The following is a 230-nucleotide window of genomic DNA, read 5'->3' as shown; positions in this document are numbered from 1 at the left end:
CGCGCGCGCTGCCCGATGGCGAGCTCGGGGAATACACGGAGATCATCATCCGCGAGGCGGACCGGCTGCGCGACCTCGTCGACCGCCTGCTGGGGCCGAAGGTGCAGCCCCAGCTCGAGCCGCTCAACGTGCACGAGGTGCTGGAACACGTCTGCCGCCTGGTGCGGGCGGAGGCCGGGCCGGCGCTGGCGCTGACCCGCGACTACGACCCCAGCCTGCCCGACATTCTC

1 pseudogene is annotated in these 230 nt (G+C 72.6%); it reads left to right on the top strand.

Annotation, left to right across the window (positions count from 1 at the left end):
- A pseudogene (locus tag SB717_RS40010) lies at positions 1–230 on the top strand (hypothetical protein); the annotation flags it as partial.

This window comes from Priestia sp. SIMBA_032, from assembly GCF_046535215.1.
Taxonomy (GTDB): Bacteria; Bacillota; Bacilli; order Bacillales; family Bacillaceae_H; genus Priestia; species Priestia aryabhattai.
This window is presented reverse-complemented; position numbering and strand designations above follow the sequence as displayed.